The sequence below is a fragment of the uncultured Nostoc sp. genome (assembly GCF_937863485.1).
Lineage (GTDB): Bacteria > Cyanobacteriota > Cyanobacteriia > Cyanobacteriales > Nostocaceae > Nostoc.
This window is the reverse complement of sequence record NZ_CALMFY010000181.1, coordinates 1-21,758: the sequence shown is the minus strand read 5'-3', so window position 1 is coordinate 21,758 and position 21,758 is coordinate 1. Positions and strand designations below refer to the sequence as shown.

The 21,758-nt window shown below is 40.6% G+C and carries 15 protein-coding genes; 9 read left to right on the top strand and 6 right to left on the bottom strand.

Going from position 1 to position 21,758, the window contains the following annotated elements; all coding sequences use genetic code 11:
- Positions 1 to 246 precede the first annotated feature (246 nt).
- Positions 247 to 702, top strand: a complete 456-nt coding sequence (locus Q0541_RS23915; protein WP_298916441.1) for an anti-sigma regulatory factor — start codon at positions 247 to 249, stop codon at positions 700 to 702.
- On the opposite strand, the gene Q0541_RS23910 is transcribed toward Q0541_RS23915, so the two are convergent.
- The 6 genes from Q0541_RS23910 to Q0541_RS23885 all read right to left on the bottom strand — a co-directional run bounded on the left by Q0541_RS23910 (position 692) and on the right by Q0541_RS23885 (position 13,087).
- Positions 692 to 3,082 carry an ATP-binding protein gene (locus Q0541_RS23910; RefSeq protein ID WP_298916438.1) on the bottom strand — a complete coding sequence of 797 codons (2,391 nt, stop codon included), beginning with the start codon at positions 3,080 to 3,082 and terminating at the stop codon, positions 692 to 694. The two genes, Q0541_RS23915 and Q0541_RS23910, sit on opposite strands and share 11 nt — an antisense overlap.
- A 4-nt stretch (positions 3,083 to 3,086) precedes the next feature.
- Positions 3,087 to 3,611, bottom strand: a complete 525-nt coding sequence (locus Q0541_RS23905; RefSeq protein ID WP_298916435.1) for a Rab family GTPase — start codon at positions 3,609 to 3,611, stop codon at positions 3,087 to 3,089.
- A 50-nt stretch (positions 3,612 to 3,661) separates the two neighbouring features.
- Positions 3,662 to 5,857, bottom strand: a complete 2,196-nt coding sequence (locus Q0541_RS23900) for an OmpA family protein (RefSeq protein ID WP_298916432.1) — start codon at positions 5,855 to 5,857, stop codon at positions 3,662 to 3,664.
- Between the two features lie 137 nt (positions 5,858 to 5,994).
- Positions 5,995 to 6,642 carry a hypothetical protein gene (locus Q0541_RS23895; RefSeq protein WP_298916429.1) on the bottom strand — a complete coding sequence of 216 codons (648 nt, stop codon included), beginning with the start codon at positions 6,640 to 6,642 and terminating at the stop codon, positions 5,995 to 5,997.
- Positions 6,643 to 6,912: 270 nt separating this feature from the next.
- On the bottom strand, positions 6,913 to 11,610 hold the full coding sequence (locus Q0541_RS23890; RefSeq protein ID WP_298916426.1) for a response regulator: 4,698 nt from the start codon (positions 11,608 to 11,610) through the stop codon (positions 6,913 to 6,915).
- A 22-nt stretch (positions 11,611 to 11,632) separates the two neighbouring features.
- Positions 11,633 to 13,087: a hypothetical protein gene (locus tag Q0541_RS23885; RefSeq protein WP_298916422.1), complete on the bottom strand. Its 1,455-nt coding sequence runs from the start codon at positions 13,085 to 13,087 to the stop codon at positions 11,633 to 11,635.
- A 655-nt stretch (positions 13,088 to 13,742) separates the two neighbouring features.
- Between Q0541_RS23885 and Q0541_RS23880 the strand changes: the two genes are divergently transcribed.
- The 8 genes from Q0541_RS23880 (at position 13,743) to Q0541_RS23850 (ending at position 21,731) form a co-directional block, all read left to right on the top strand.
- The gene (locus Q0541_RS23880) at positions 13,743 to 14,330 is read left to right on the top strand and encodes a helix-turn-helix domain-containing protein (RefSeq protein ID WP_298916419.1); all 588 of its coding nucleotides are present in this window, start codon (positions 13,743 to 13,745) and stop codon (positions 14,328 to 14,330) included.
- A gap of 504 nt (positions 14,331 to 14,834) precedes the next feature.
- On the top strand, positions 14,835 to 14,999 hold the full coding sequence (locus Q0541_RS34590) for a hypothetical protein (protein ID WP_366941924.1): 165 nt from the start codon (positions 14,835 to 14,837) through the stop codon (positions 14,997 to 14,999).
- A 75-nt stretch (positions 15,000 to 15,074) separates the two neighbouring features.
- Positions 15,075 to 15,317: a hypothetical protein gene (locus Q0541_RS23875; protein ID WP_298916416.1), complete on the top strand. Its 243-nt coding sequence runs from the start codon at positions 15,075 to 15,077 to the stop codon at positions 15,315 to 15,317.
- Between the two features lie 140 nt (positions 15,318 to 15,457).
- The gene (locus Q0541_RS23870) at positions 15,458 to 15,799 is read left to right on the top strand and encodes an SH3 domain-containing protein (protein WP_298916413.1); all 342 of its coding nucleotides are present in this window, start codon (positions 15,458 to 15,460) and stop codon (positions 15,797 to 15,799) included.
- Positions 15,800 to 16,418: 619 nt separating this feature from the next.
- Positions 16,419 to 16,748, top strand: coding sequence for a hypothetical protein (locus Q0541_RS23865; RefSeq protein WP_298916410.1), 330 nt, complete (start codon positions 16,419 to 16,421; stop codon positions 16,746 to 16,748).
- Positions 16,749 to 17,011: 263 nt separating this feature from the next.
- Complete coding sequence (locus Q0541_RS23860) at positions 17,012 to 19,228, top strand: peptidase domain-containing ABC transporter (protein WP_298916407.1); 2,217 nt, start codon at positions 17,012 to 17,014, stop codon at positions 19,226 to 19,228.
- A gap of 6 nt (positions 19,229 to 19,234) precedes the next feature.
- On the top strand, positions 19,235 to 20,617 hold the full coding sequence (locus tag Q0541_RS23855; RefSeq protein ID WP_298916404.1) for an HlyD family efflux transporter periplasmic adaptor subunit: 1,383 nt from the start codon (positions 19,235 to 19,237) through the stop codon (positions 20,615 to 20,617).
- Positions 20,618 to 20,735: 118 nt separating this feature from the next.
- On the top strand, positions 20,736 to 21,731 hold the full coding sequence (locus Q0541_RS23850; protein WP_298916401.1) for a filamentous hemagglutinin N-terminal domain-containing protein: 996 nt from the start codon (positions 20,736 to 20,738) through the stop codon (positions 21,729 to 21,731).
- Positions 21,732 to 21,758 lie beyond the last annotated feature (27 nt).

The window sequence follows — 21,758 nt, the reverse complement described above, 5'->3', positions numbered from 1 at the left end:
CTGTCACTCAGTATGGTGGAGTTGCTGGTTCATTTGGTGAAGGGCTTTTAAATTACGCTAGAATTTTAGCAAAAAAACTACTTATTGGTAGTGGTGCGATTGAAGTTATCTTTTTTAGTAAAACTCCAGTTTTCAAGATGGATGAGGTTTATATGCAATTTAGTTTTTAATGTATAGTAAAAATACTCAAATTAAATAAACTAATTAAGGAATATGATGATTTTAAAATATTTTATTGGTTAAAAAGTGAAAAATAAAATTTATCTAAAAGTCAATACAGACCTGATAGCGTCGCCTCAAGTCCTGTCTTGGTTCCAGCAGATGAATCTACCACCTATTCCTGATAAACAAATTTGGTGGCAATGTCAAACACTGATGATAGAAGGCTTTACTAACATTGTTGAACATGCCCACAAAAATCTACCTATTGAAACTCCTATTGAGATGGAAGCTATCCGATTAGATGAATACATAGAAATTCGCATCTGGTCTCAAGGTGAACCCTTTGACTTAGAGCAGCAATTGCAGCAAATATGTGAATTTGAGGAAAATGAGCAAGAGCGTGGTCGTGGTTTAAAAATCATGTCCGCCATTGCCGACAAATTGAGTTATGAGCCGACAGTAGATAATCGTTACTGTTTATTTATTAGTAAATATTACCAAAGTTGCAACGGCAGTCATGAGTTAGGAATTAAAAGTTAGGAGTCCTGATTAAAAATTCTTGGATGCCTTTAACAAATTCTTCTAACTCTGAGATTATGTTAGTAGTACCTCGACGCTCTTGATTATAAACTAGTTGTTCTAGTTTTTCTGCTGCTAGATGCATGGTTGTAGCTCCAACATTGGCACTAGCACCTTTAATTTGATGGATTTCTCGCGCTAGTTGCTCAAAATTATCAGCAGCGATCGCTATTTTAATTATCTCAAGACGAGGTTGAATATCTTCAACAAATAATTGCAGTAGTTCCAATTCAAATTCTGGGTTATTTTCTGAGAGTTGATGCAAGCGTTCCCAATCAATTGCGAGATCAACTGAACCGACATCTGTTGTAGAAACTGTCTGTTCCATGGCATCCGTTTCTTTTGCCTTGAATATCACACTTGCCCAATGCTCTAGTGTCGCAGCTAAATTTTCTTTCATCACCGGCTTGCTCAGATAGTCGTCCATTCCGGCATCTAGACACATTTGTTTATCTTCTTTCATCGCATTAGCTGTCATCGCAATCACCACAGGACGACAACCATTGGCAAAGCTGCTTTTTTCCCAACGATGAATTTCTTTTGTGGTTTCCAAACCGTCGAGAACTGGCATTTGGCAATCCATCAGAATCAAATCGTAAGGAATTTTTTCTAATAACTGCAATGCTTCTTTCCCATTACCAGCGACATCAGCACTGTAGCCCAGGCCTTTGAGTTGCTTCAAGGCTATTTTTTGATTCACCAGATTATCCTCAGTTAAGAGAATTCTTAATTTCTGGGAGTCAGGTGACGGGAAAGAAGACATAGGGACGCTCTTAGGCGGGGACAACAAGAATAACTCCTGACTGCTGACTTCTGACTCCTCTGGAATAATAGAAGCAGCAATCGTAAAGTAAAATGTACTACCTGCACCAAGCTCACTTTCAACCCAAATTCTGCCACCCATTAACTCGCACAGTTGCTTACAAATGGCAAGACCTAACCCAGTACCACCGTACAGTCGAGTAATGGAGGAGTTAACTTGACTGAAGGCTTTAAATAAACGTTCAACGCGATCGCGTGGAATTCCGATACCTGTATCTTTAACACTAAACTGAATCTCGTCAGTATTTGCAGAAGAATAATTAATATTGCTATTCTTGCGGGTTATAACTGAAACTTCTATGCTTCCAGTTCCAGTAAATTTAATAGCATTACTAAGTAAATTAATAAAGATTTGGCGCAGTCGGGTGATATCACCCACAATCCTAGTAGGAACTTTAGGAGTATCTAAAAATGTGAGTTTTAAACCTTTTTCTCTAGCTTTAGGTGCAAGTAAATAAAGAACCTCATTAATGCAATTTCGCAAACCAAAAGGTTTTTCTTCTAGTTCCAAGTTCCCCGATTGTATTTTGGAGAAATCAAGGAAATCGTTAATAATTTTGAGTAAGGAATTTCCACTGGTGTGAATGGTTTCAACAAAATCTTGCTGTTCGGCAGTCAATCCACTATCTAGTAATAAGCTGGCCATACCAGTTACTGATGCGATCGGAGTCCGAACCTCATGGCTAATCATCGCTAAAAATCCCTGTTTAGCAAGTTCTGCTTGCTTCCGTTCAGTCATGTCTCGCAAAATGTAAACATAACCTTGAAAATGTTCAATTTCTGTCTTTACTATTGAGTATGAAAAAGCTACCGGAATTGTTTTACCACTTTTGGTATAACAAACGGTTTCAACCTCTTTTTCCAGAGGATTTATATCTTTATTTTGCAGGCTACCAATATTTTCAATACCACTAATTATTAGTGGATAGTTATTGATTTCTCTAATAACTTTTGTAATAGATTGACCCAGGAGTTCTACTTCGTCATATTCTAATAAAATTTGTGCCGCAAGATTTATTTTTTTTATCTTTCCTGATAGTGTTGTTACCAATAAGGCGTCTGCTATTGATGTCACAATTTGCTCAATATATTGTTTAGAAGCCCTTAAATTACGTAACAAAAGATTTGCCTCATTTGCACCTTGAAACAAAGATTGCTCAAGAACCATCCTTTCTGTCGCATCTTCCACAAGAATGATTAGCGTATTGCTAGAATGATCTTCTTGTATATTTTTAGTAATACGAATATCAATATACAAAGGAGAAGCTATATCTTGTGAGCGCATAATCCCCTTTAATTCAAAATTATCTTGCTCCCCCTCTCGAATCGCATCAAAAATATCTTCAAGCCCCTCTAATTCTGGAAATACAATCCTAATATCCTCACCTTGCTTCACCTCATTAGGAATGTCAGCAAAATGATTTAGTCCCAAAGACTTCTCCAGAATCTTGAAGTTTTCATCAATTATCAAATATTCAATATGACATATAGATAATAAGTTTATTAACAATGAGTTCATTTTACTAAATTAAACGAGTGGCTAAACTTTTAAATATTTCATCAACATTTTTGCCAGTTTTAGCTGAAGTCAAATAGGTGTCTAATATGTTATTTTGCTCACTAAATTGATACATTTGACGCATTTTTTCTAAATACTCGGCTGCAATCATATCTGATTTGTTCAGCGCAACAACAATATAGCTTTTAGGATTAACAGCTAAAAAACTTTGAATATGATCCTGGAGATGATTGAGCGTTTCTGGTTGTGTGACATCACCAACTATCACAGCACCTTTAGAACCTTGAAAATAGTTTTTAGCAACTGCCTTAAACTTATTACTGCCTTCAATATCCCAAATTATAAGCTGTAAACTTTGCCCATCATACAAGTCTTTTGTAAAAACATCAACCGATTTACGAGAAATTTTTACTCCTACAGTCGAAAGATATTCATCACTAAATTGACACTCTACAAATTGGCGAATTAGACTAGTTTTACCAACACCAAAATCACCAAATAAGCAGATTTTTTTAGAGATTGTAGACATAGTTGAGGGAAAGTAGGTAATATTTTATATGAATCAGAGCTATTTTAAACTTAAAATTGCCTGTTTATCGGTTCTAGAACTACACAGCGGCTTAACCATAAGGGGTGAGTTACATCAATTCCTGGTGGTAAATTTGTCTTACCAATTATCTGTAGACGAGATGGCTCAATACCTAATTTAATCAATGCTTCTTGTACAGCCTTTGCTCGCATAAGTGCCAATTTTTGAGATGTATTCTTACCAGTATGGTCATAACTATAACCAATGATTTTTAAATGCTGATTTGGGTGCTGATTGAGGAAAAACTTTACCTGTTGAACCTTGTACCCTAAATTCGCTCTCATCAAACTCGCTGAATCAGGTTGAAAGTAAAATCGAACTTCAATCTGTGGGGGTTGGACTCGCACTGCGCTAGATATAAATTTTACACCTGGAACTGCTTCAAGTGCATGAGCAATAATCTGAGCATCTGCAATTCGGTTGACAGTACCTTCGACAGCTACTTTACCAGCAATGTATTGAGCAGAAATTGCTATGCCGTCAGTCTGATTTAAAACTGCTGTGATTCTTTTGACTTCAGCAGCAGCTAATACAGGATCTGCTGGTACTTCTACTAATAAAATTTGATTGTCAATCAACCAATTAGGGGAGGTTATTTTGACAATTTGCTCGGCTTTCTGGCGAAGAAGTTGGTTAGGTAATCGTCCTATTAATTTTAATTTATTGTGTTCTACCTGGACTGTGAGCCGATATACAGCTAGTTCTGGAACAGAAATTAGAGCCAAGGAAGTTTGATTTTCAATAGAATGGATCACTCCACTATGGTATTGCCAAAAGCACCAAGGAATGAAAATGGTGCTAATAACTGTTAACCCTAATATCAGTAGTGGTGAGAATTTTTTCTCCTTTTTATGCTGAATATCTGTATCTTTCAGTTCTTCTAGAAGTGTATAAACTTCGATAGGGATTGTATCTGGATCACCATCAAATTTTTCAATTAAATCACCATGTTTTTGAACAATTTTGCTGAATATTTGCCGCATTTTCAAAATAAAATTTTTGCTTGGCTCTCCTTGTACAACGAGCGCTAAATAACAGTATCCTGCAACTTCTAAAATTATTTTAGATGTTCCATATTCAATTGCGTCTAATTCTGTAATATTTCCAGATTGATTGATACAATCATTGGCAAAGCTACGAATTGCTGTCAGCATTCCTGCTACCATTTCAGCCTCTAACTGCTGTGCATCAGAGCGCTGAATATCTGAGATAACTAAACCAGATGCTTTATGAATCAAGAAAATGGCTTGAATCGTAAATGGTAGAGCTTCTTTAAAAATTAATTCTGCTTCAGAAACTCCCTGTAGCTTGGCACGAATTTTACGTTTTATTCCTTCAACACTGAGGGTTTCTTCGACTTGCCGATTGATGGCACGGATTGTCTCTGCCATATATTTAGCTATGGTACTGCCAATAATTGGGTAGAGTGCATCCACAACAATATTCTGTTCAATTTCAATTTGCTTTTTAATAGCTCGTCCGATTGCAGGTGCGATCGCATCTGAAACTTCCTCTGGAGCAACAATAATCTGCTGGGAAATAGCTAGGGGAATAGTAGGAGCGATCGCTGCACTCATGCTAATTTTATCTTGTTCAGTGCGACTATGGATAGCCTGATCGATAATTGGAGCAATTATCTCTACAATTTCCTCTTTTGACTCTGTAATCTTCTGCCTTAAAAGCTCAGAAATACATGGTATTAGTAGATTTATTAGCTCTTTAGAGTCATAAATTTTATCCTCTATTTTTGTAATTTTTCGTTCAAATTTATCTAGGATATTATTGATTTCTGCTAATTCATATCCGACCAATATCTCCCGTAATTTTTGCAATGCATCCTCTGAGTTGTCTAACGTTTCCTCAAAAGTTGCAAAGATCTCAATAGATTTTTCTAATTCTTCTTGAGTAATTTGTGATGGATTAGATATATTTGGAGGAAAATTCCAAGCTGACTCTAAATAAGCTTCACATACTTCTAACGGCACTGGAGGAAGTTGCAGTAATTCAATTTCTTCTGTAATATACTCATGACTATTATCAGTTTCTGATGGTAATAAAGAAAAAGAGTGCTCAGGTGATTCGATAATTTTCAGTTCGACAAGTAAATCCAATAAATTGTCAAGCTCTACAGCTTTTTCTGGTTTTAACTCAAAAGATTGAGAAATCGAATTTTCCACCTGAGTCATATCAGTAAGTCTCGTCTTTAAAAGTGCTGAGTGCTGAGTTGGGAGTAGAGAGACGCGATTAATCGCGTCTGTACAAGAGTTAGGAGTGAACAATTATCTCCCTTATCTCCTTCATTTATCCTTGCCCTGTGACTTGATTAGGAATGTAATTCTGCGGTACTGTTGGAGTGAGTTAACACTTTTGACAAATTTGCAGTTTCTAGAAGCGGTACAGGAGTATAGTCGTTGCTGCCTTCATCGGCTGCTTCTCGCAATTTAGGAATGAATTCAGTTTCTTTCAGACGCATTCCCAAAGCAAACAAAGTTTCAGCCATATCATCTTTAGAAACCTTAGTGTCTGTCAACTGTGAGAAGCGTCGATCTATTTCTTCTAAAATCAGATCCCGTAACGCCGTGACATCATCTTGTAATTGGACTTTAGTTTGAAAGATTTCATCTCGAATCGAGGTAGTTTGGCTATCTAATGTGTCATCAAGTGACTGAACACTGTTAGAGAACTTTTTATTGAGTCTATCAACTTGTTGCCGTAAGTCAAGAGTTTCTTCTTGAGTTGTCAGGTTGAGTGACTTCAGCTTTTTCTCCACCGTCTCAAACCCTGTCTTTAGTTCAGCGGAAAAGTTTGACTTAAGTTGATCGACATGCGATCGCATCTGTTGTTGCAGGAGAGAGATATCTGACTCCAGCTTGTTAAATCGATTTTCGTACTCTCTTAGCTGTGTTCCCAAAATAATATCGCGGATCTGATCGATATTGCCAAGCCGTTCTCGTACATCGTCTCTACTCATCTGACTCATTAGGAAAACCTCACTTTTCGGGAATTAATTGGGGATAAGAGGTGATGCATTTAACTGATATTTAGGCTAAAAATTCTCAGCATAAGACGCAGTTAACTCACCGAACCTACTTTTAGTACATCAAAGTTATTATTCCCAGTTGTTTGCAAGTTCTATCATTCAAAATATGAAATAGGTAATGAGAAATGGAAAATAGGTATTATTCATGCTTACTCATAAAAAATTGTCACCTTTTGTTTATTAATAAATATTATTATTTTTTTAGATTTCTGCGTTACTATCTTGACATTTCAAAAATTTTTGGATGCGTTTAACAAACTCTTCTAACTCTGAGATGAAGTTAGTAGTACCTCGACGCTCTTGGTTATAAGCTAGTTGTTCTAGTTTTTCTGCTGCCAGATGCATAGTTGTTGCTCCAACATTAGCACTAGCACCTTTGATTTGATGGGCTTCTCGCGCTATTTGACCAAAGTCATGAGCAGCGATCGCTATTCTTATTACCTCTAGACGAGGTTGAATATCTTCAACGAATATTTGCAGTAGTTCCAATTCAAATTCTGGATTATTTTCCGAAAGTTGATGCAAACGTTCCCAATCAATTGGGAGGTTAACTGAACTGACATCTCTTGTAGAAATCTGCTCTGTGGCAGCTATTTCTTTTGCCTTAAATATCACACTTCCCCAACGCTGTAGCGCCGCAGCCAATTTTTGTTTAGTTACTGGCTTGCTTAGATAGTCGTCCATTCCGGCATCTAGACACATTTGTTGATCTTCTTTCATGGCATTAGCTGTCATTGCAACTACCACAGGACGACAACTGCTGACAAAGCTGCTTTCTTGCCAACGATGAATTTCTTTTGTGGTTTCAAAACCGTCCAGAACTGGCATTTGGCAATCCATCAGAATTAAATCGTAGGGAATTTTTTCCAATAACTGCAAAACTTCTTTCCCGTTACCAGCGACATCAGCGCTGTAGCCCAGGCTTTGGAGTTGCTTCAAGGCAACTTTCTGATTCACCAGATTATCTTCAGCTAAGAGAATTCTAAGTTTGAGGGAGCCAGGAGAATGATAGTTGCTGTTGTTTTCGTGATTTTTAAGTTTTAACTCCTGACTTCTGACTTCTGATTCCTCTTCTTCCATCTGGGTTCCTAAGATAGTCATCATGGTATCGAGGAGTCGGGACGGCTTAACAGGTTTGACCAAATAAGCCGCAAATCCTATTTTTAGCGCTCGTTGGATTTCATCCCGTTGATTAGTAGATGTAAGCATAATTAAAGGTAGCCCAGCGATCGCTGAATTTGCCTTAATTTGCTCTCCCAAGGTCATCCCATCTATTTCTGGCATCTGCATATCAACCACAGCTATGTCATAGAGATTTTTTTGCTTGGCGGCTTCCTGAATAGCTTGGAGGGCAGTAGTAGCCGAATCAGCCTGATCCACCAGCATCCCCCAACGGGTAGCTTGATGGTGGATGATTTTGCGATTAGTGGCATTATCATCCACTACTAACAAGCGCCGATTGAGCAAAAGTTCGCGTTCGCCCTTGGCGTTGGCGAAGCCATTGCCTTCTGAGGAAATAGGGTAAAGTTGCTTGGCGAGAGTTACTTCAAACCAAAACTTAGATCCTTTTCCCAACTGACTTTCTACGCCAATTTCTCCTCCCATCAAGCTTACCAGTTGCTTACAGATGGCTAATCCCAAACCTGTACCGCCATATTTGCGGGTAGTGGAAGCATCTACTTGGGTAAATGGTGTAAAGAGTTTGGATTGGTCTTCAGAAGTAATGCCAAGACCGGTATCTATGATGGCAAAATAAATGGTAGCTGTAGTAGAGGTTTGCGAACGCAATTCTGCTCGTAATATTACCTCTCCATTGCTGGTGAACTTGATCGCATTGCTGATCAGGTTCATCAGAATTTGCCGCAGGCGGCCAGCATCGCCTTGGAGGTGGTTAGGGACGTTGGGATAAATCAACGCTGCTATTTCTAATCCCTTATTATGGGCTGGGGGAGCCAATAATTCCAATACCTCTTCCACACAGCTAGATAAGTTAAAATCTAGAGTTTCCAGTGCCATTTCCCCAGCCTCAAGTTTGGACAGATCCAAAATTTCGTTGATCAGGCTTAAAAGAGCGTCTCCACTAATGCGAATTGTTTCAATAAAATCCCGTTGCTCTGAATTGAGGGGAGTTTCTAACATTAAGCCTGTCATGCCTAACACAGCATTCATCGGAGTCCGAATTTCATGGCTCATATTGGCCAAAAACGCACTTTTGGTTTGAGAAGCTAATTCAGCTTGCTGACGGGCAATTTCGAGTTCTCGTCGCTGTTGAGTTTCTGCGTTTAACATTTGGGCTTGGGCTAAGGCAATACCTACTTGGTCAGCTATTTGCCGTAAAAGATGAGTTTCAAAGCTAGACCATTGGCGGGAACTGCTACATTGATGGACAATCAGTAAACCGCAGAGTTCTTCTTTGACAAGAATGGGTATGACCAAATTGGACTTGACCCCAAATTCTTGCAGTAATTCCATCTGGCTTTTTTGGACTTCAGCTATATCCAATTCAGCAAGCTCGATATCCCGTCTTTGACGAAACTGCTGTAGATAGTATTGCTGTGTATATTCCGCTTGAAAGTAAGCATCAGTGAGCTTTTTCTCTTTAATTGCCAGCCACCCAGAAACTACTGCCTCAACTACAGTGGTTTCAGATCCATCTGCCAAAGGTTGATAAATCAAAACTCGATCACTATGGATAATTTTCTGTACCTCCGTAACAGTGATTTGGAGAATTTCTTTGATTTGCAAAGACTGACGAATCTTGAGGGTGATTTCAGTAAATAATTGCGATCGCAAGTTTTGGCGTTGAAGTTCTTCTTCTGCCTGCTTGCGCTCAATAAACTGCCCTACTTGCTCACCAATCGAATTCATTACTGTTGCCAAATCCGGGTCATGTTGCTGGATCTCATGGCTAAAGCAGGTAATGACACCGATGATTTTTTTACCACTACGGATTGGAAAACCGAAAGCTCCGTGCAGTTCTACTTCAGCAGCGATTTGAGAGCGCATGAAATTCTGCTCTTTAATGACATCAGCGATCCAAACAGGTTCAACATTAGCCCAGACACGACCAGGCAGCCCAATTCCTGGTGCAAACGTGATCTGCCGACTTAGGATGTCAAATTCTTGCATATTTGAAGATATTTTATACCATGAATTTAGCAATGACAGTAGATTTGCTCGTTGATCTACCATCCAAAATTCACTTAAATCCCATCCCAAACTTTCGCAGATTCCTTGCAGAATTTGGGGCATAGCTTCGTTGATTGTAGTTGACTCTGCTAAGACCCGGGTTGTAGCATACTCTGCTTTGAGATGCTGTTCAGCTAGTTTGCGTAAGCGCAGATCCTCGAATACATCGGTGATGTCGATACCTGTGGCAACAATGTATTCAACGTGGCCCTGATAGTCTTGCAAGGTAGTGTTAGCCCAGGCAATGAGCCGCCGACTGCCATCCTTACTTACCCAATAGTTTTCGTACTCTTTGGGCCCTTTACCAGATCGTAACTGCTCAAAAACTGCTTTAACTTCCTCTACTTGTTCAGGAAGTAAAAACAGGTTCCAGAAATGCCTTCCTCTCACCTGATCAAATGAGTAACCAGTTGTTTGTTCACAAGCTTGATTGAAGCGAACGATTTGCCCTTGTGTGTCAATAACTATTACCAAAGCGCTGGCTGTATCAAGGACTGCTGAGATAAAGTTGCGTTCTTGGTTCAGTGTTTCCTCTGTTAATTTACGCTCTTTTACCTCACGAGAAATTAAGTAGTAGACTATAGCCAGAATGAGAAAACTTAGAAAAATAGCGAGCGCAAGTGTCAAAAGCGTCTTGTTAGCACTGGCTTTTGCAGCTTGTGATTGCTGTTGAAGCAACGTTTTATCCTGATTCTCTATCTCATGTATGACCTTGCGGATATTATCCATGAGATATTTTCCCTGATTTGTCTGGATTAGCTGCAACGCTGCGTCGAATCCCTGATTTTGACGCAGGTATATAGTCTGCTTGAGTATGGCAAGTTTTGCAGCTATCAGAGATTCAAGGGTTGCAAACTGCTTTTGTTGGCTAGGTTGATCTACGATTAAATCCTTCAGTTCTGCAATTTTTTGATCGATGTTTTCAACTACTGCTTGATAAGGTTCCAGATAACTTTCTTGTCCAGTAAGGATATAACCGCGTTGTCCAGTCTCAGCATCCTTCATATCGGACAGTAATTCTTCCAGTTTATTGATTTTCTCTTGGGTTTTTTGCACCTGATTTTTAGTATCAATTAATATGCGTGTGTTTTGATAAGAAATGACGCCAATCAATACTAAAATTGCCGATGCTAACCCAAATCCTGCGGCTACTCTTTTAAAAAATTGTTTGCGTCCCTTTTGCGCCTGTTTGCGTGTGTCACTTGCCAATACCAAATTTGCTAAATTGCGCCGCATTTCTAGTTGTTTAATTACCTGGCGACCTAGAATTCGCAATGCTTCAATTTGTTCTGGAGAGAGGTCTCTTGGTAGATGGTCAACTACACAAAGTGTTCCTAGTGCATATCCTTCAGAGTTAATCAGCGGTACACCAGCATAAAACTGAACATTCGGGTCAGAGGTGACTAGCGGGTTTGTAGCAAACCTTTCGTCTGCTGTTGCATCCGGCACAACAAAAACTTCAGGTTGCATAATAGCATGGGCGCAGAATGCTACATCTCGCGGTGTTTCTAGGGCATCCAAGCCAACTTTTGACTTGAACCACTGGCGATTAGTATCAACTAAACTGATTAAGGCAATGGGAGTTCCACAAATATATGAGGCTAAACGGGTGAGGTCGTCAAAGGCAGCTTCCGAACGAGTATCGAGGATTTTATACTCCAAAAGAGATTCGATTCGCTGTGTTTCGTTATCAGGTAATGGTGCTTTCATTCTTCAGCCTTATCAATGACTCCTAAAATTTGACCCGCAATTGTCCGATCAAGGAATTACCACTATAGGCACTTCCCCCAGTTTCTTGATTTCGGACATTACTAAAGCTATAGCCAAGGTCTAACTCTATATTCGGTGAAACCTTTACTGTACAGCGCGTTTGATAGGTATTGGCATTGTCAAATTCTCCTTTAAGTCGTTGTCGTCCTAAATTGGCAGCGAGGCGACAGCGTAAGAAATTAGCAATATCTCCTTCCCAAGCCACCTCACCGTTATAAACTAAAAAATCTGGTGGAGAAAAATAGCCACTTGTGCGTTCTAAATCGCGATCGTAACTCCAAGTGAATAAGTTAGCCGCCAAAGAAAATTGTCCAAACTTGCGCTCTAATCTACTAAATGACTGCACCTCGGAATTACCATCGTTGTAAGTACCCAAACGCAATGACGAAAACAAGCTGGTATTACGGTCAATCTGCCAGTATAAATCAGGTCCAAATCGCCAAGCAGTAATTTGATTGTCTAAAGTTCGGGCATTGGATTTATAAGGTCCTTGTTCTAAATTACCTGATAGTATTACTGCCGATAGCAATCGACCTGATGACGAAACTCGCGGCGGTGAAATGGGAGCCTCCACCTTAGCATTGAGATTGATAGCTGTGGGTAAACGATTGAACACATCGACTCCGGCTGCTGTTTGTAGAGTCACTTGCCCAATTTTTCCTTGCCATCCAATTTGTAAGGGAAAATTGGTTACTGATTCAACACCCTGTTGCTTAAAGAAGTTAAAACCTGTCTTGAAAAATATTCTATTGCCATTACTCAATCGAAATTTAACCATTGGTTCGAGGAAAAAATTAGTTTGGCCAAAGTTGTCTGTGTCATATCGATAGTCCGTATCAATACTTTCCAAAACTGCATCCGGCGTTCCTGGTTTGGTGGAAGTTGGTGGTGGGCTAGAATTCTGCGGTGGTTCGGGTAGCGCTGGTGGTAATCGCAATGAAGGATTGAAGTTTTCAGGTGCTGCCATCAAAATAGGTGTTGGCTCTAATTGATAGGGGAACGGTATCGAAAATTGTAAATGACCGAAGTTCAGTTCACTCTTGGCAAAGCCAGATGCCCTGGTGCGATCGCTCTTACTAGCTGGCTTTTGAGTAGGGGTACGCAGACTAGTTGGTGCAATCCCTTGTAGAGAATAAGTTGTGCTATCAGCCCAATCTGCCGCTCTGACCTCTCTATGAATTCCAAGTTCTGAGTATTGCTCTGCTGAAGAAGGATTTACTATAGTGACTCGCTCGGTCAATTCTGAAAGTGATTTCCAGGTCTGATGTGCTTGGGCAGCTTGTAACTTAGCCTCTGATAGTGTCAGAATACCTACACTACAGATTACTCCTAATTGAATCTGTAGGCATCCCAAAATTAACTCAGTGTATAAACTATATTGACAAACAAAGAGATAACGTTTAAAACTACCTGCCATAAATCGATACTATAGTTATAAATGAAAAATTTGCTGCCAAAGAGTTTTATGGCTGCTAGCTAATGTATTCGGCTTGGGATTATGATGCCCAGAATATATGCCTGTTAACACATGCCAAAAAAAGACGTTACTGAACTGAGGAATGATTAGTAAATAGGACTTATGCAAAAAACCTCTCAAACTCTTATTCCTCCGTGTCGCGCCAGTTGCTTCTCCTAAAGGAGACGCTACGCGAACAAGTCGGGGAACCCGCCCAACGCACTGGCTTCTCTGCGTCCTCTGTGGTAGCCTGCGGCAAACCGCTTTGTGTCTACGATTTTCCGTTACCTGTGCGTAAGTCCTGGTAAACACAAGGCTGCCCTGAGAGGATGTTTGAAAGGTCTTATTGCTAACACCAAAAGCTCCCAAACCTAACCTCTTACCCCTGTTCCCCCATTCCCTTGTGGGGAATGGGGGTTTCAAAGCTTCTCGACCTTTCGGGGAGAAGAATGGAAGTGGGGTTTTTTAGTATATTTTTAGACTTTTCAAACAACCTCTAACTTCTGACCGTTCATCGGATAATTATGAAGTTTTATAACTAGTTGTGGAATTCACGGACTTTTGATTCCGATAAGTAAGCAGAGGTTCGTAAAGAAGCTAAACGAACTTCCAAAGAGTGCAAGTTCTACCAGGAGGAATCACTGTGGAAAATCCAGGTCTTTGCTTAACACCTTTTCAGCGCAAATATCTACTGAAAAGCTTAGAAACCGACTTACGGGCAGAATACCGCCGTCGCATTGAAATTATGCTGCTTTTCGATGCAGGTCAAACTCAGGCTCAAATCTGTAAAGCTTTGGGATGTTCTCAAGAGACTGCACGCTACTGGATTGCGATCGCTTCTTCAAAACAGGCTCACCATTGGAGCGATCGCTTGATTGGACGACCTAAAACTGTGAATCAGCAGTATTTAAGTCGCTTAAAAGAATTAGCAAGTCATAGTCCCCGTGATTATGACTATCCATTTGAACGCTGGACAGCACAATGGTTAAGCAAGCATCTAGCAAAAGAATTGGGAATTAATGTTAGCAGTTGCCACATTAACCGCTTGCTTAAGGAGATGGGGCTTTCCACTCGACAGGTCAGCGAAGCTGCTAAGAAAAAAATTCATCGCACTAAAGATTCCGGCATTACTATTGGCGATTTACAGTCATCTTCAGAGTTTGATTTCCTATTGTCGCTGAATCTGATCAAGACTAGTAACTAATTATGCCGTTAGAGGATGTTTTAAAAGGGTCTTTTGCTCTCCTAGCTAGGATAGTAAAGTATTTGAGTACATGGCTAAAACTTTGATTGATCGTCGAAGTTAACCCAAGTGAGAGCAGTAAAATTATACCTTCTGGGACTTTTAAAACATCCTCTGAAATTTTCAGCATGAAAATAATAGACTTTTTGCATAAATGCTTAAATTGACGTGAGTTCGACGGTTAGAAAAAGGTAAAAAGCTTTCTAAATAAAAAACGTGAGAAACTGAGCAGGTATTGCGATGCTTGCGGCGGACTTCTCTATGAGAGGCTACGCCAACGCCTACGCTAAGAGGATGTTTGGAAAGTAAAAAAAAGCTCATGTAACAATATTCTGTCAATAGATAAAAATGTGACAGTGTTACCAGAGCCATGTCTAAATCATACCCAACAGACCTACAAATGAGCAATAAGAACTGTTATCATCTCTTATCCCAGAGGAAAACTGAGGTTGCCGTCCTGGTTATATTGACTTACGTGCAGTCATAAGTGCCATATTTTATATTCTTTATGCAGGTTGTGAATGGCGTATGTTGCCCTATAGACTTCCCCAAATGGCAAACGGTGTACTATTCCGAAAAAGGCGTATGGATGGCAGATGGGAACCTATTAACCATAAACTTCAACAATAGGTAGGTGTACTAGAAGAGCGTGAACCAAATCTAAGTGCAGCAATCGTTGATTGTCAATCTGTAGAGAACGGAACAATGATATGCCAATCTATTGGTTTTGATTCGGACAAGCTGGTTAAGGGACGTAAACAACATTTACTTGTTGACACTCTTGAATTGGCTTTAATTGTTGTAGTTACTTCGGCTTATGAATTTAATAAAGCAGAAGCAAGAGAGTTATTTGCACAAGTGAAAAACAAAGTTAGCCTTCGTACAAATATTCTTGTGCTACTAGTCAAAAATGTTTGTAATTTTTACTTTGAAAAATTTAAATACTAAAAACATAAATCCTTTACTTATGCGTATAAAATCACTTTAAAAGTATTGACTTTATAAATTTAATCTTAGAGAATTCAAATGGATTTAGACAAGACATCACTAATTCCACATCAACACCAATCTAGGAAAAGAAAACGACAATGTTAAGCACCAAAGAAAACTTGAAACAAATTGAGATGGACACTATTCAACAGGAACCATTGTTCACCGAGTTGACTCCTGAAGCAGCAGCTACCGTCGAGGGAGGCGCTATTTTTACGTACACTACAAAAAATATCGACCCCGGTTCTTCATTGAATATTCGTCCGACTCCCAGCACCAAATTACGCCCGATCGGGTCTATCCAACGTGGGGAAACCTTTAAGGCATCAAGTAGCGTCACCAAGGGGTTCCGCAAACTTTTCGGACGAGCAGGATGGGTTGCAGCGAAATTCACCCAGCGCGTCTTGAACACTTCAGCTGGGCGTATAATATTAACTTAGAGTCAAGTAGACAAAATCAAAGCACGAGGAGCTACTAGGCAAGCTAAATAATTTTCATTGTTTAAATTACAGCTTTGCAGCGGTAGCCTAACGCCTAGTAGTCCGAGCGGACTATAGCAGTCCTAAATCATTTGTGAAATATTTTTGGAGTTAGTAAGCATATAAGCTCTGAACTAGTAGGGGCGAGATATGTTTCGTCCCTATTTTTGTTTGCTTGTAATAGAACAATTCACGCTCTGTCCAAATAGCGAACCATTTATAGGTACAGGTCTTGAAGATGCGATACCAAATTGTACTTCAACACAGTAAAGAAGACTGCGGTGCCACTGTTGCCAAACACTACGGGCGCAACCTTATGAAATCAAAGATATAGCTTCAGTATCAAGGTGTGTGACTTGGAGTATCTCAGAGCGTCAAAACACTTTAATTTACAAGACAAAAATACCTTTGACTTGAAATTTAAAAAATTTAAATAATGAAAACATAAGTCCTTTACTTATGCGTCTAAAATCACTTTAAAAGTATTGACTTTAGAGATTTAATTTTAGAGAATTCAAATGGATTTAGACAAGACATCACTAATTCCACATCAACACCAATCTAGAAAAGGAAAACGACAATGTTAAACACCAAAGAACACTTCAAAGAAATTGAGATGGACACTATTCAACAGGAACCATTGTTCACCAAGTTGACTCCCGAAGCAGCAGCTACCGTCCAGGGAGGCATTCTATTCACGACGATCGGAGTCACCACCACTTTGAATATTCGTAATGCTCCCAGCCTCAGAACTGGCAAAGTCATCGGCTCTATCAAGGCTGGCGCAATTTTTGACGCGACAAATATCGTCAGCAAGAACGGGTTCCGCCGGCTCACCGTACAAACAGCAAGAGCACTTACGGGGCAAGCGATTGGGTGGGTGTCAAGGGCTTTCATCAGGAGAGTCTAGTAGACAAAATGAAAGCACGAGGGGCTACTAGCCAAGCTAAATAATTTTCATCGTTTAGATTACAGCTTTGCAGCGGTAGCCTAACGCCTAGTAGACCGAGCGGACTAAGCTGAATACCCACTTCGATCGGAGCAATTGCTCCGACCGAACTTTCTCCCCAAGATAATACCAATTGGGTTAATTGTTGATAGACTCATTTGTATTTTAATCGCGAAGCGTTCATTTTAAGCTCTAAAACAAAATAGGATAGGTCTTTAAGAAAAATGCGCTACCAAAGTGTACTTCAACACAGTGAAGAAGACTGTGGTGCTGCTTGCATTGCCACTATTGCCAAACACTACGGACGTACCTTTGCCATCAGTCGGGTGCGGGAAGCCGTCGCTACAGGGTCACGAGGAACCTCTCTGCTGGGGTTGAGCCGGGGTGCTGAAACTTTAGGATTCAATGCTCGTCAAGTCAAAGCCTCAGAGCAACTGGTCGATCAATTGAATAAAGCCCCTCTGCCAGCAATCATTCACTGGAAAGGTTACCACTGGATAGTTTTGTATGGGCAAAAGGGTAAAAAATACGTAATTGCTGACCCAGGTGTAGGCATCCGCTACATCACCCGCAAAGAGTTAGTCGAGGGTTGGGGCAATGGTATTATGTTGTTGCTGATGCCAGATGATAACCGCTTTTATCAGCAATCAGATGATCAAATTGGCGGCTTTGGGCGTTATCTGATGCGGGTTTTGCCCTATCGCGCTATTCTCATCCAAGCGATCGCAATTAACATCGTCATTGGACTACTTTCGATTATCTCTCCCTTAATGATGCAACTGCTCACTGATGATGTACTTGTGCGGGGAGATACCCAATTGCTAACCGTCGTCGCTATTGGAGCGATCGCTCTAAGTCTATTTAGCAGTGTGATGGGTTTGGTACAGTCTCACCTAATTGGTCACTTTGGTCAAAGGTTGCAATTAGGGCTAATTCTAGAATACGGGCGACAACTCCTACGCTTGCCCCTTTCATACTTTGAAGGACGGCGCAGTGGGGAAGTCGTCAGCCGCATTGCCGATGTGGATCACATCAATGAGCTAGTTTCCCAAATTGTCCTTGGTTTACCCAGCCAATTTTTTATCGCCTTGGTTTCTTTGGGCTTTATGCTGTTCTACAGTTGGGGACTGACTTTGGCTTCCTTGGCTGCCTTTATTATTGTCACCCTCATCAACCTGCTTTTTCTCCCAGCCTTGCGCCAGAAAACCCGCAATGAGATTGTCTTAGGTACAGAAAACCAAGGCTTCCTCGTCGAAACTTTTCATGGTGTCCAGGTGCTAAAAACTACCCAAGCGACTCCCCAAGCTTGGCAAGAGTATCAGACGAATTATGGCCGACTTGCTAACTTGGGCTGGAGTACGATGAAGCTAGGGCTTTACAGCGGCACAATCACCAATATTTTTTCTACTTGCACTAATATTGCCTTACTGTGGTTAGGCTCGTATTTAGTAATTAATCACAGTTTAAGTATTGGTCAATTGCTAGCGTTTACTGGCATGAGTGGCAACTTTCTTGGCTTTTTAAGTTCAGTCATCGGCTTAGTTGACGAGTTTATCACTGCCCAAATTGTCATCCAACGCCTGACGGAAGTGATTGATGCTACCCCAGAATCTGAAAAAGACGAGAAAAAGCCTTGGGCAGAACTTCCCGGCAATGCAGATATTATTTGTACCAACCTCAATTTCCACCATGCAGGTAGAGTTGACTTGCTGCAAGATTTTTCGCTGATTATCCCTGGTGGTCAAGTAATTGCCTTGATTGGTAAATCCGGGTGTGGTAAAAGCACCCTCGCAAAATTACTTGCTGGTTTGTATTTTCTCCAATCTGGCAATATCCGTTATACCATCTATAATCAGCAAGACCTCTCAATGGAATGTCTGCGACAACAAGTGGTGCTAGTACCTCAAGAACCTCACTTCTGGAGTCGCTCAATTCTTGAAAACTTCCGCTTCAGCTATCCCCAAATTACCTTTGAGCAAATTGTTCGGGCTTGCGAGATTGCTGGTGCAGATGAGTTTATTAGTAAACTGCCCGATAAATATCAAACTGTTTTAGGCGAATTTGGCGCGAATCTTTCTGGTGGACAACGACAGAGATTAGCGATCGCTAGAGCTATAGTTACTGACCCACCAATATTAATTTTAGATGAATCCACTGGTGCTCTCGATCCAGTGAGTGAAGCCAAACTGCTAGATAGACTGTTATCCCATCGGCTGGGCAAAACGACAATTATGATTAGCCATCGCCCCAAAGTCATTGGGCGCGCTGATTGGATTGTACAGATAGAAGAAGGGCGTTTAAAAATCCAAGGTACTCCAGAGGCTCTACGCGATCAACCTGGTGAACACTTAGACTTTTTAGACGGCGTTAACCCATTTACAAATGTTTTAGTGCCTAAATCTTCTAACTCTAACGGTAAATTAAGCACAATCAGTAAATAAAACAGTATGATTAGCCATTCCAACTCAGACTACTTGCCCGCAATTCAAGACAACGAGTTTCTCCCGCCACTTGGTCGTTGGACTACTTGGGGCGGACTAGTTCTTGTCTGTGCTGTGGGGTTAGGCGTTCCACTCGCCTCTGTTACCAAATATAAAGTGACAGTTAAAGGACAGGCACTTGTCCGTCCTGCTGGTGAATTGCGGCTGGTTCAAGCTGCTACGGAGGGTCAGGTGATGCGCGTCTTTGTTGCAGAGAATCAAGTTCTCAAAAAAGGGGATGTGATTGCTACTATTGACAACTCGAAGTTACAAACCAAAAAGAGCCAACTGCAAAGTAACATTGGGCAAAGTCGTTTACAATTGATTCAAATTAATGCTCAGATTAATTCCATTAATAACCAAGTTTTAGCTGAAACTGAGCGCGTCAATCGTGTTATTGCTGGTGCTGAAGCTGAATTAAGCGGTCGCAGCCGTGACTATCAAGATAAGCAAATTACTACTGTTACTGATATTGAAGAAGCTTCTGCGAATGTAAATGCTGCGGATGCCAGTTTAAAAGCAGCCCAGTCCAAGCGAAATCGCTATGAGAGTGTAGCCAAAGCACGAGCCTTGTCTCAAGATCAATTTGAGGAAGCACAATTAGCTGTTCGCCAGCAAGAACAAGCTCTTCAGGCAGCTAAAGCCAAATTGCAAAATGTCCAAACTGCTCTCAATCCCAGTAATGCACAAGTTGCGATCGCTTCTCAACGCATTGCCCAAGAAAAAGCTACTGGCAAAGCCAGCATTGCGACTTTAGATAAAGAACGCCTTGCTCTAATCCAGCAACGAATTGAAATCCAAAAACAGCTAGAGAGCGACACTCGCGAACTCCAACAGGTTAATATCGACCTCAGCCAAACTAGAATTACTGCCACAGCAGACGGAATTATTTCTAAATTAAACCTGCGAAACTCTGGTCAAACTGTACCTGCTGGACAGGAAATTGCCCAAATTGTCCCTAGTGATGCCCCCTTGGAGATTAAGGCAGCAGTAGCACTTCAGGATAAAAATAAATTGAAACAAGGTCAATCAGTACAAATGCGGGTTTCTGCTTGTCCTTATCCAGATTATGGTACTCTCAAAGGCCAGGTTAAGATGATTTCCCCGGATGCGATTGCACCTCAAGGGAATACTGCTAATGCCACCGATACTACATCTACCAACCAAAAGATGACAGCCGTTAGTGCTTTTTATGGAGTAACAATTGAGCCAGAAAGCCTTTCTCTAGGTAGGGACAAACACTTGTGTGCGCTGCAATTGGGAATGGAAGGTACAGTTGATATTATTTCTAAAGAAGAGACTGTGATGCAATTCTTTTTGAGGAAGGCAAGGTTGATTGCAGACATTTAGGGCGATCGCATTGTAACTATTCGTAACTATTTCTAGCAATCCTACCGTCGGTTTTCTATCTATCCTAATAGGTGGTTGTAGTTTACTTGCTGGCTATTCAAGGGTTGCAATGTTTAGAATGACGCGATGCAGGCGGTGTTGGTGCTGGAAATTAGCACTAGGGAGTTGGTTGGTGATCGGTAGTGCGATCGGCGAAGCTGTATTGCAGACATTCGCTTTCTCTGTTAATTGCGCTTTTGCCCAAATTACCCCCGATAGCACTCTACCCAATAATTCTCGTGTCACAACACAAGACAACATCAGAATCATTCAAGGGGGAACCCAAGCTGGAAGCAATTTGTTCCACAGTTTTCAAGAGTTTTCTGTCCCCACCAATAGCGGGGCTTACTTTAATAACGCTATTGACATCCAGAACATTATTAGCAGAGTAACGGGTAAATCAGTTTCTAATATTGATGGGTTAATTGGCACTAATGGTACAGCTAATCTGTTTCTAATTAATCCCAATGGGATTATTTTTGGTGCAAATGCCAGCTTAAATATTGGTGGTTCGTTTGTGGCGAGTACAGCGAACGCACTACAATTTGGAAATATCGGATTTTTTAGCGCTACTGATAAAAATATCCCTTCACCATTGTTGACTATTAATCCTTCAACATTGCTGTTTAATCAGATTAATCAAAGCGCAGCGATTCAAAATAACTCAGTTGCATTCGCAGGAACAGATCCAGCAGGCTTTAATGCATTTGGTTTACGAGTACCAGATGGTAAGAGTTTACTGCTGGTGGGTGGTAATGTCAGTATTGATGCTGGAGAATTAAATGCTTTTGGTGGACGAGTTGAGTTAGGAGGGTTGGCGGAACCTGGTACTATAGCGCTGAGTGTAGATGGCGATAATCTCAGCTTAAAATTTCCTGAGAATGTTGCACGAACCTCGGTATCCCTCATTAATGAAGCTGCGATATATGTAGAAGGGACTGGTGGCGGTAATATTGCAGTCAATGCTAGGAATCTAGAGATTTTAGGAGGAAGTCTTTTAAGCGGTGGTATTGGGCAAGGTTTGGGGACATCTGAAACAATTGGGGGAGATATAGCAATCCTAAATCATTTGTAAAAAATCACAGTTGTTGATACTCTGAAC

Bases quoted from the DNA above. Each gene is read 5' to 3' on its own strand.
- Q0541_RS23900 (WP_298916432.1), bottom strand. From the start codon at position 5,857: ATGACTCAGGTGGAAAATTCGATTTCTCAATCTTTTGAGTTAAAACCA.
- Q0541_RS23890 (WP_298916426.1), bottom strand. From the start codon at position 11,610: ATGAAAGCACCATTACCTGATAACGAAACACAGCGAATCGAATCTCTT.
- Q0541_RS23850 (WP_298916401.1), top strand. From the start codon at position 20,736: ATGACGCGATGCAGGCGGTGTTGGTGCTGGAAATTAGCACTAGGGAGT.
- Q0541_RS23865 (WP_298916410.1), top strand. From the start codon at position 16,419: ATGTTAAACACCAAAGAACACTTCAAAGAAATTGAGATGGACACTATT.
- Q0541_RS23875 (WP_298916416.1), top strand. From the start codon at position 15,075: ATGATATGCCAATCTATTGGTTTTGATTCGGACAAGCTGGTTAAGGGA.
- Q0541_RS23860 (WP_298916407.1), top strand. From the start codon at position 17,012: ATGCGCTACCAAAGTGTACTTCAACACAGTGAAGAAGACTGTGGTGCT.
- Q0541_RS23855 (WP_298916404.1), top strand. From the start codon at position 19,235: ATGATTAGCCATTCCAACTCAGACTACTTGCCCGCAATTCAAGACAAC.
- Q0541_RS23905 (WP_298916435.1), bottom strand. From the start codon at position 3,611: ATGTCTACAATCTCTAAAAAAATCTGCTTATTTGGTGATTTTGGTGTT.
- Q0541_RS23870 (WP_298916413.1), top strand. From the start codon at position 15,458: ATGTTAAGCACCAAAGAAAACTTGAAACAAATTGAGATGGACACTATT.
- Q0541_RS23910 (WP_298916438.1), bottom strand. From the start codon at position 3,082: ATGAACTCATTGTTAATAAACTTATTATCTATATGTCATATTGAATAT.
- Q0541_RS23895 (WP_298916429.1), bottom strand. From the start codon at position 6,642: ATGAGTAGAGACGATGTACGAGAACGGCTTGGCAATATCGATCAGATC.
- Q0541_RS23885 (WP_298916422.1), bottom strand. From the start codon at position 13,087: ATGGCAGGTAGTTTTAAACGTTATCTCTTTGTTTGTCAATATAGTTTA.